At 36.3% G+C, this 9,443-nt stretch carries 9 protein-coding genes; 3 read left to right on the plus strand and 6 right to left on the minus strand.

What is annotated here, in order from left to right:
- Positions 1 to 87: 87 nt before the first annotated feature.
- Together BLS89_RS02440 and BLS89_RS02445 are read right to left on the minus strand one after the other, a co-directional pair.
- Positions 88 to 1,686 (minus strand): peptide chain release factor 3, encoded by a 1,599-nt coding sequence (locus tag BLS89_RS02440; RefSeq protein ID WP_092735910.1) that lies wholly within the window; start codon positions 1,684 to 1,686, stop codon positions 88 to 90.
- Between the two features lie 400 nt (positions 1,687 to 2,086).
- Complete coding sequence (locus BLS89_RS02445) at positions 2,087 to 2,704, minus strand: hypothetical protein (protein WP_092735911.1); 618 nt, start codon at positions 2,702 to 2,704, stop codon at positions 2,087 to 2,089.
- 145 nt (positions 2,705 to 2,849) lie between these two features.
- Between BLS89_RS02445 and ffh the strand changes: the two genes are divergently transcribed.
- On the plus strand, positions 2,850 to 4,217 hold the full coding sequence (ffh, locus tag BLS89_RS02450; RefSeq protein WP_092735912.1) for a signal recognition particle protein: 1,368 nt from the start codon (positions 2,850 to 2,852) through the stop codon (positions 4,215 to 4,217).
- A gap of 41 nt (positions 4,218 to 4,258) precedes the next feature.
- Complete coding sequence (locus BLS89_RS02455) at positions 4,259 to 4,903, plus strand: J domain-containing protein (RefSeq protein WP_092735913.1); 645 nt, start codon at positions 4,259 to 4,261, stop codon at positions 4,901 to 4,903.
- A 310-nt stretch (positions 4,904 to 5,213) separates the two neighbouring features.
- Here BLS89_RS02455 and BLS89_RS02460 read toward each other — a convergent pair whose 3' ends face one another.
- From BLS89_RS02460 to BLS89_RS02470, 3 genes are all read right to left on the minus strand, one after another.
- Positions 5,214 to 6,779: a hypothetical protein gene (locus BLS89_RS02460; protein ID WP_092735914.1), complete on the minus strand. Its 1,566-nt coding sequence runs from the start codon at positions 6,777 to 6,779 to the stop codon at positions 5,214 to 5,216.
- Positions 6,780 to 7,018: 239 nt separating this feature from the next.
- Entirely contained in the window at positions 7,019 to 7,576 is a 558-nt protein-coding gene (locus BLS89_RS02465; RefSeq protein WP_092735933.1) for a DNA-3-methyladenine glycosylase I, read from the minus strand.
- 84 nt (positions 7,577 to 7,660) lie between these two features.
- Positions 7,661 to 7,852 carry a cold-shock protein gene (locus BLS89_RS02470; protein WP_092735915.1) on the minus strand — a complete coding sequence of 64 codons (192 nt, stop codon included), beginning with the start codon at positions 7,850 to 7,852 and terminating at the stop codon, positions 7,661 to 7,663.
- A 457-nt stretch (positions 7,853 to 8,309) separates the two neighbouring features.
- Between BLS89_RS02470 and BLS89_RS02475 the strand changes: the two genes are divergently transcribed.
- A complete protein-coding gene (locus tag BLS89_RS02475; RefSeq protein ID WP_092735916.1) occupies positions 8,310 to 8,915 on the plus strand; it encodes a recombinase family protein in 606 nt (201 codons plus the stop codon).
- Between the two features lie 240 nt (positions 8,916 to 9,155).
- Here BLS89_RS02475 and BLS89_RS11320 read toward each other — a convergent pair whose 3' ends face one another.
- Positions 9,156 to 9,380, minus strand: a complete 225-nt coding sequence (locus tag BLS89_RS11320; RefSeq protein WP_092735917.1) for an IS1 family transposase — start codon at positions 9,378 to 9,380, stop codon at positions 9,156 to 9,158.
- Positions 9,381 to 9,443 lie beyond the last annotated feature (63 nt).

Here is a 9,443-nt window from a genome sequence, read left to right on the forward strand (position 1 = left end):
AATATCTCCGAATGCAAATCAGTCTAGAAATTTCTAGGCTGATTTTGTTATATGGCAACTAACTTTAAATTTCTTAATGTAAAAAAATTACCCTTTGCTATTTCTAAATTCACTAATGAAATGTAGCTTGATATTGGGAAACTTCTCTTGTGTCATCGTAATGGTAAATGAAGAATCTGCTAAAAACACCAATTGATTGTGCTTATCCCTCGCTAGAAATCGCTGTTTCAACTTAGCAAACTCTCTAAACTCTTCTGATTCTTCATCGGCTTCCACCCAGCACGCCTTATGGATATTGATGGGCTCATACGAACATTTTGCCCCATACTCGTGCTCCAAACGGTATTGGATGACCTCATATTGTAAAGCTCCCACCGTACCGATGATTTTACGCCCATTCATTTCCAAGGTAAAGAGCTGTGCTACTCCTTCGTCCATCAATTGATCTATTCCTTTTGCCAGCTGTTTAGCTTTCAGAGGGTCCGTATTATTGATATACCTAAAATGTTCGGGAGAAAAACTTGGAATTCCTTTGAAATTTAGCCTCTCACCACAAGTCAAGGTATCTCCTATTCTAAAATTCCCCGTATCGTGCAGTCCTACAATATCTCCGGGGAAACTTTCGTCCACCACTTCTTTTTTATCTGCAAAAAACGCATTGGGCGAAGAGAATTTCATTTTCTTATTTTCTCTTACAAGCAGATAGTTTTCATTTCGTTTAAAAGTTCCAGAAACTATTTTCACAAAAGCCAAGCGGTCTCTATGCTTAGGATCCATATTTGCGTGGATTTTAAATACAAAGCCCGTAAAGTCTTTTTCTTCCGGCTTTACTATCCTTACATCAGATTCTTTGGGCTGAGGCATTGGTGCAATGTCTATAAACGCATCCAGCAACTCTCGAACACCGAAATTATTAAGTGCCGAGCCAAAAAACACGGGTTGCTGTTCTCCCTTCATATAGAGATTTTTATCAAACTCTGGATAGACCGTTTCTATAAGATCCAATTCTTCCCTCAGTGTGATTGCGGCTTTAGTGCCAATGACATCATCTATAGAAGAATCGTTAATGTCATTAAAGGTAATAGACTCCCCTACTTTTTGTTTTTTTTCTTCAAGGAAAAGCTGAATGTTTTTCTCCCAGATATTATAAATTCCCTGAAAATCTACTCCCATACCTATCGGCAGCGAGAGAGGGACTACATTTAGCCCGAGTTTCTGTTCCACCTCGTCCAAGAGGTCAAAAGCATCTTTCCCTTCTCTATCCAGCTTGTTGATAAACACCAGCATTGGGATATTTCTCATTCGGCACACCTGCACCAGTTTTTCCGTTTGTTCCTCCACCCCTTTCGCCACATCTATCACCACAATCACAGAATCCACTGCGGTGAGCGTACGAAAAGTATCCTCTGCAAAATCTTTGTGTCCCGGGGTATCCAGAATATTAATTTTATGACCTCTGTACTCAAAGGCAAGAACCGAAGTCGCCACAGAAATCCCTCTCTGCCGCTCTATCTCCATAAAATCCGAAGTAGCCCCTTTTTTTATTTTATTGGATTTCACAGCACCTGCCTCCTGTATTGCTCCACCGAAGAGCAAAAGTTTTTCTGTAAGCGTCGTTTTTCCGGCATCCGGATGCGAGATAATACCAAAAGTTTTCCGTTTAGCGATTTCTTGTTCTAAAGTCATTCTTTCATTTGATTTAAGCAGTGCAAAAATCGGAATTATATTTTGGATTTAAAAATAATTGTTCCCAAGAGAGCCGAAAGATTATTTTTACAATTCTAATTTTTCTGTATGCAATTTCTATTTACCTTAATTATTTCCACAAAAAACAAAAGATTTTTGGAAGTATTCTTCAATGGCATCTGTAATTTTACAGTATCTGATAAACGGGCAGAAATACAACTTACTCTTTGATAATCACACAAATACATTACATATACAGTCGTTAAGAAACTCTTGTTTTTCGTTTTTCTACTTTTTACTCCGATTAAAAAAAACACCCGCCATTGATCTCACAAGACGGGTACTTTTATTTCCGAATAAGATATTCATTTATAAATAACTGAATATCAATTGTTAAAATTTAGAAACCATATTCTTTAAGTGCATCAAGGTTGTCAAATAAGACAGTATCTCCTTTATCCGGAGCATTCACTTCTACTGCTACCATAGAGGGGTTAGACGGATATTTATCATTAGCATAAGATAATTTTTTCCATTTCCCCGAAACGCTTACCACTAATGATTTCCAATTGTTATTTGCCGTATTTTCTATATATATTGGGAGTTTCATTGGAGTAAATTTAGTAATAAGTTCGCCCTCCGGACTAAATAACAATACCGTACCGCCGCCTGAACCTCTGAAGTAATCGGAATTGAAATATACAAAAGTTTCGTTTTTGCCATCACCGTTTAAGTCTGTTTGAGCCATTTTGAACTTGCGGTCGCTGTCTTGTATTACCCTCAAATCAGCCTCTGTAAGAAGTGTGTTTTTGATATAGCCTTTTATTTTGTCTATTATGGCAGATTCGTTCGTACTTTCGGCAGCTGCTGTTTCTTCGGGTTTAGTGGCAGAATCAGAGGCTGCAGCATTACTTACAGGAACAGAATCCGATAGTGTGGTAGTGGTTTCTTTTTTGGAACAAGAGCTTAATCCTATCAACAGTAAAAGACCTAATGCAGAAGTTTTCAAAGTTTTCATAATGTTAAAAATTTATGTCAAATTTATCGTTGGAAACTTTTACAATTTTTATGCCGAACTCTTAGCAAGGAGGAATATTTAGTAAAATCTCTTTTTGTCTCTTGACTCTAAAATTACTACATTTGCATTTCTAAAAACAAAGATTATGTTCAATAGTTTACAGGATAAATTAGATAAAGCCTTACACAATCTTTCGGGAAGAGGGAAGATTACAGAGATCAATGTAGCAGAAACGGTAAAAGAAATACGCCGTGCCTTGGTAGATGCCGATGTAAACTACAAAATAGCAAAAGACCTTACGAAAAGAGTTCAAGAGAAAGCCATCGGACAAAATGTGCTTACAAGCATTACGCCGGGACAGCTGATGACCAAAATAGTCCACGACGAACTGGTACAGCTGATGGGAGGTACCCAAGAGGGAATAAACCTATCTGGGAAGCCTACAATAATCCTAATCGCCGGACTGCAAGGTTCCGGTAAGACTACTTTTTCCGGTAAACTTGCCAACTATCTCAAAAAGAAAAGAGGTAAAAATCCGCTTTTGGTAGCGTGTGATGTGTATCGTCCTGCGGCTATTGACCAGCTGAAAGTATTGGGAGAACAAACAAATATCCCTGTATATACCGACTTGGAGAACAAAAACCCATCGATAATCGCAGAACAGGCAGTCCAGTTTGCAAAGGAAAACAAGCACGATGTCGTGATAGTGGATACCGCAGGGCGTCTTGCCGTTGATGAACAAATGATGAACGAGATTAAGTCTGTCCATTACTTCATCAAACCTACGGAAACCCTTTTTGTAGTAGATTCTATGACGGGGCAAGATGCTGTGAATACAGCGAAGACCTTTAACGAAGCTTTGGATTTTGATGGGGTGGTGCTTACCAAATTAGACGGTGATACTCGTGGTGGTGCGGCTCTTACCATTAGGTCTGTGGTGAATAAGCCTATTAAGTTTATCTCTACTGGTGAGAAAATGGAGGCTCTTGATCTATTCTATCCTGAAAGAATGGCAGACCGTATCCTTGGAATGGGAGATGTAGTTTCCTTAGTAGAAAGGGCTCAAGAACAGTTTGATGAAGAAGAAGCCAAAAAACTCCAAAAGAAAATTGCTAAGAATGAATTTGGGTTTGATGACTTTCTGAAACAGATTCATCAAATAAAAAAAATGGGGAATATGAAAGACCTCCTCGGTATGATTCCGGGAGTAGGGAAAGCCATAAAAGATGTGGATATAGACAATGATGCCTTCAAACACATAGAAGCAATTATCCAGTCTATGACCCCTGCCGAAAGAAGAAAACCAAGCATAATAGATGTAAGCCGCAAAAAACGAATAGCCAAAGGAAGCGGAAGAAAATTGGAAGAAGTGAACCAGCTCATGAAGCAGTTTGAGCAAATCGGCAAAACCATGAAAATGCTGCAAGGCCCGCAAGGCAAACAGCTGATGGCGATGATGGGCAAAATGGGAGGCGGTATGCCCGGCGGAATGGGAAACCTCTTTGGCAAATAATACAACAATAGAGACGCGGATATACCATCAACTACGGCAGAGTGAAAAACTATTATTACTTTCTTGGTATACCAGAAGAGGCTGCGGTAGAGGATATAAAAAAAGCCTACCGAAAATTATCTCTTAAATATCATCCGGACAAAAATCCGGATGATGATTTTTTCAGCCACAGGTTCAGAGAACTCAAAGAAGCCTACGAAACGCTTATAGATGAAGACAGGCGAAAACTCTATGACGAAAACCTATACTATTTCCAGAGGGAAAATAAGCCGTATTTACCGCCCAAAATTAAAAGTTTCAGCGTAAGTAAGATAAGAGCTGCAATAGGGGAAGAAGTTATCATTTATTGGAAAACCCTGAATGCGGATTTGGTTAAGATATTGCCTTTTGGTTTAGAAAAGCCTTATGGCGAGAAAAAAATCATTATAGAAAATCCGGAAGACAGCGGAGAATTTAGGATTATACTTAATGCTACCAATACTATTTTGCAAAAGAGTGTTGCCGACTCTATTACGATAAAAATATTATCCTATAAAGAAAGGGAAGCATCTACCCACAAACAAGATACAGAAAACACTCCACAGAAAACAGAAATACCTATACCGAATACCTTACGGAAGGCATCTATCGCTATGGTTTTAATTATAGTACTGCTCGCCTTGGGATATTGCCTAAGCCATCTTTAACCTACCAGGGCATTTTTTGCATCTTTTGCCTTTTTTATATTTTTTGCAACATTTCTTTTTACCGCACAGCATTTCCGTATGGGCACAGACCACAAGAAGCACAGGTACTTTGAAAGGAATAATTGTAGAATTCATACCTGCAAATATACGCTAATTTGGACTAAATCCAATTATAAATAGCTGAAATTACAAATTATTTACCAGATTTAGCAGAGAGGCAGAGGATTTTTTCTAAGTCCTAATAAAACAGATCAAAAAAAAGGAATAGAGACCGTGCTCTACTCCTTTTTGATTATTTATCGTACTTTTTTTACTTATCAGACACACAACGAACAGCCATTCCTTTTGCTCTTACCCCTGATCCTGTATAACTTGCCCCATTACTATATGTAGTAAAATAATATTCGGAGGTTCTATTCTTATAAATATCACCATTGTTTGCTGCAGCTACTCCGTCTGCCGGTGTACTAGACCAATAAAAGCCTATTACCCCAGCTCCCGATGGATTACCAGACCTTTCTCCTGCATGTCCAGAAAGCTGGAGAGTCTGGTTTATACCAGCATCTCTCAATAAATCAGTCACTTCATCTTTGGTAGGTACATGAAAACTTCCTGGACATGGATTATTATTTCCATTAGCCATCCAAAGCGTTTGTTTATTACCTGATGTATCCTCATTTAAAGTCTGATTTACCCAAGAACTAACATTTACAGTGTTAGTAGTTGAATTCGTTATAAACACAGTAGTTCCTGCATTTGTCCAATCATTAGCAAGATTAGAACTTGTAGGCAGATTGATTCTATTAAAAGATGTAGCACTAGTCCATTTAATTTTCTGATGCCCATCAGCTTTTCTTTGCCACTGAAACAAATGCCCGAACGCTCTAAAGTCTTTATCTGCTTGCTTAGCAGAAATAGTAGGGTTAAAGTATGGTGAAGTCATATCTGCATATTCAGCGCCTAAGTCTAAATTCAAAGCTACTTGTGATACTCCAGAATTTTGAGCATTCATAGGAATATACGCCAATTTATTTGCAGCATCTACCACAGCAGGAATTAACCTTGCTTTTAGAGAAACAACAGGACTGCTTGCCAAACGAACACTAAAATCAGCAACCGTTATACCCTTTTTATCTGAGCCTAAACCTTTATTCAAGTCTAATTTTTTAAACTTGACAGGAGTAGCTGCTGTAAGCGTTCCTTCGACATCTCCCTCACCAGTTTGTACATTTCCTGCAGGTATGGTAAATGTTATCTGATTACCACTTCCGCTTTCTAAGTATTGACTATTTATAGTAACGGTTTGAATAAATGCCTCCCAACTACAAGGTCCATTTTGGCAGTTGTATCTCAGTGGAACGGTTTTAGTTTCTCCTGATAAAGATCCTGCTCCCAGCCCACCTTGGAAATCTATTAGTTTGTCAGCAGTTCCATCTGCAGCAGCAGTACTTGTCGAAGCAGCATCTGTTTGTGCTCTATATGGTAGATAATCGTTATCGTTTACCGATACGAAGAAAGCATCAATTCCATCTAAAGTACCTTTTGCATTCGTCAATGTCAGTTGAAATGTAGTCATAGGTGGTTCTGGTTCTGGTGCAGGCGTAGGTATAGAACTTCCTTTTGTACATACCCATTCGGTAGCATCCCAATATTCCAAACATTTAGTAGTAGTATTAAAAATAGTAGTTCCCTCCGGAATATTTTGCATCGCATCTCTTTGTTCTGTAGTCAGATTAGGGAAAATAACACCATTAACTGCTAACGCATCATGTTTCACTACATCTAATGTAGCTCTAGGAGTATCTGTGTTTATCCCTACCTGGGCATAAGCCAAGGATGATGCAAGTAGTAAACAAGAAACAATATCTCTCTTCATAATATATTTTTTTACAAAGATACTTAATATATTTCATTTTACATAATATATATATAAACATCTGACATATTAATATTTTTTTTTGATATTTTTATCCTATTTATATTTTAATATCAATAAAACCAAACTCAATCTTATAAATCCTCCTCCTTGCTCAGTATTTTCTAATCAAATAATAACTCATTAATAAATAATATTCAAGATAATAATATCTCTAAAATATACCCAAAAAAGAGTTATTATTGTCTTTTCCAGCAATCTGAGGTATGGTCATCTACTACGCCCACAGCCTGCATATAGGCATATACAGTAGTAGACCCCAAGAAACGAAAGCCTCTTTTTTTCAAGTCTTTGGCAATCTTGTCCGAAAGCTCGGTAGCCGATGGAATTTCGGATATTGTTTTGAAATGATTTTTTATAGGCTCTCCCCCTACGAATTGCCATAGATACTCCGAGAAACTACCAAACTCACGCTGTACTTGCTGAAACTTTTCGGCGTTGTTGATTACCGCAGAAATCTTCCCCTTGTGTCGGATAATTTTTTCGTTACTCAATAGCTCCAAGACTTTGTTCTCCGAATAGCGGGCTATCTTCTTATAATCAAAGCCATCAAAAGCCTCTCGGAAATACTCTCTTCTCTTGAGAATCGTAAGCCAGCTAAGCCCTGCCTGAAAGCTCTCCAACACCAAAAACTCAAACAGTTTGGTATCTTCATAGACAGGTATGCCCCACTCTTCATCGTGATAGGCTTGGTACAGTATATCCTTTGTACACCACGCGCATCGTTTAGTTTCCATATTTTTTACTCTGTGCAAATCTAATAAAAAAGAGACTCCTGCAAAATACAAAAGCCTCTTCTAATTTTTTATAAATTGAATGAATTAAGCCAATCTTACATTCACGGCATTGATGCCTTTTTTACCCATTTCTGTTTCGTATGTTACCTGGTCGTTTTCTCTCACTCTGGTTGTTAATCCTGAGCTGTGTACGAAAACATCATCTCCGCCATCGTTAGGGGTTATAAATCCGAATCCTTTTGTTTCGTTAAAGAATTTTACTGTTCCTTGTTTCATTTTGTAAAAATTAAAATTATTATTCTTCTTTTCTAATTAGTGCAATAGATTGTGGTAAAAACTGAAAAGAAGTAAAAGGAAAATAATATTCAAGAAACTAAAAATCAGAAATCGACAAAAATCTTCTGCCTGTAATTACTTGGCAAATGTAAGCAAAACTTTTCAAACTACCGCTTATTTTTTATTTTTTTTTAAAGCTCTATACCAAACAATGTCAAATATTCAGACCATTTTTTCTCAAATTCTGTTTTTTTTTCTTTGTTAATGAAATCATTGATATGATTAACCAAAACATCATCTGAGTAAATGTCTTTATATTAAATGGGCTCAAGGTTAGATGCTAAATTTATAACAACATTTTAACTTAACATAAATATATAATGAAAATATCTATTTTTGCTTTACGAAAATATTTATTTAAAATCTGATAAATACATTTTCATTAAATTTTCAATCTATGAAGCAAGTTATAGCTTATCTAAGAGTGTCATCTGAAGAACAAGACTTAGATAAAAACAAATATGAAATATTAAACCTTGCCAATGAAAAAAATTTGGGTAAGGTAAATTTCATAGAAGAAAAAATATCTGGAAAGGTACATTGGAGAAAAAGAAAAATAGGAAATATTTTAGATTCTCTAAAAACAAGGGATACTATTTTACTTAACGAATTTTCACGACTTGGTCGGAGTATGTTGGAATGTATGGAAATATTATCTATTGCGATGCAAAAGGGTATAAATATTTATACCGTAAAAGGGAACTGGCAATTGGATAATAGCATTCAAAGTAAAATAATGGCTATGGTATTCTCTATGGCATCGGAAATTGAGAGGGACTTGATTTCGAAGAGAACCAAAGAAGCTCTCGTCGTAAAAAAAACCAAAGGAATTAAACTAGGAAGACCTAAGGGAATAGGAAAAAGTAAACTCGATGTTTATAGAGAAGAAATCGAAGCTCTGCTAAAAAACGGCTCTACGAAGAAGTTTGTAGCCTCAAAATACGGAACTACTCCGGCAAACTTATTTAACTGGCTCAAAAAAAATAACATTCAAATCAACTAATTGCATATTTATTTGTACAAAACTACTTATTTTTGCATAAACAAATGTGCAATATGATAGAAATATTTTATACCTTTAAAATTATCTATTTCAATTTTACTAAAAGCCATATTTTGTACATTATAAAAGATAAAAGTAGTTGTTTTCTCTAATAGGCAGTTAAAAATATTTACATAAATAAATAAACATTATATTTGTTTATATAAAATGTTTTTGGTCGTGCTTCCCAAAGTATGATATTCAAATCCATCCAAAATTGATGTAGAAAAAGATGATTTCAAAGGCTTTGATATGGTTTTCTAACTTTTTTGAAAAACAGAAAGTTTTCCGAACCGCTCGACGTATTCGATGCCTTAAAAGAGTATTGTTTCCCTCAATATTGGTGGTGTTTTTTTTTACCAATTTTATACCTACTTCCTTGAAAAACAGAAACAAAAGCCTCTCAATTGTCCGTACAAATCTCATCAAAACTCACGCCCAATTTCTTCAATTTTTCACGAAGTTTTTGAGCTGTTTTTATGTCTCGTT

This window comes from Riemerella columbipharyngis (assembly GCF_900101995.1).
Lineage (GTDB): Bacteria > Bacteroidota > Bacteroidia > Flavobacteriales > Weeksellaceae > Riemerella > Riemerella columbipharyngis.

What these genes read in the sequence shown, in the direction of transcription:
- ffh (WP_092735912.1), top strand. Translation starts at nt 2,850, where the DNA reads ATGTTCAATAGTTTACAGGATAAATTAGATAAAGCCTTACACAATCTT.
- BLS89_RS02445 (WP_092735911.1), bottom strand. Translation starts at nt 2,704, where the DNA reads ATGAAAACTTTGAAAACTTCTGCATTAGGTCTTTTACTGTTGATAGGA.
- BLS89_RS02440 (WP_092735910.1), bottom strand. Translation starts at nt 1,686, where the DNA reads ATGACTTTAGAACAAGAAATCGCTAAACGGAAAACTTTTGGTATTATC.
- BLS89_RS02475 (WP_092735916.1), top strand. Translation starts at nt 8,310, where the DNA reads ATGAAGCAAGTTATAGCTTATCTAAGAGTGTCATCTGAAGAACAAGAC.
- BLS89_RS02460 (WP_092735914.1), bottom strand. Translation starts at nt 6,779, where the DNA reads ATGAAGAGAGATATTGTTTCTTGTTTACTACTTGCATCATCCTTGGCT.
- BLS89_RS02465 (WP_092735933.1), bottom strand. Translation starts at nt 7,576, where the DNA reads ATGGAAACTAAACGATGCGCGTGGTGTACAAAGGATATACTGTACCAA.
- BLS89_RS02470 (WP_092735915.1), bottom strand. Translation starts at nt 7,852, where the DNA reads ATGAAACAAGGAACAGTAAAATTCTTTAACGAAACAAAAGGATTCGGA.
- BLS89_RS11320 (WP_092735917.1), bottom strand. Translation starts at nt 9,380, where the DNA reads ATGAGATTTGTACGGACAATTGAGAGGCTTTTGTTTCTGTTTTTCAAG.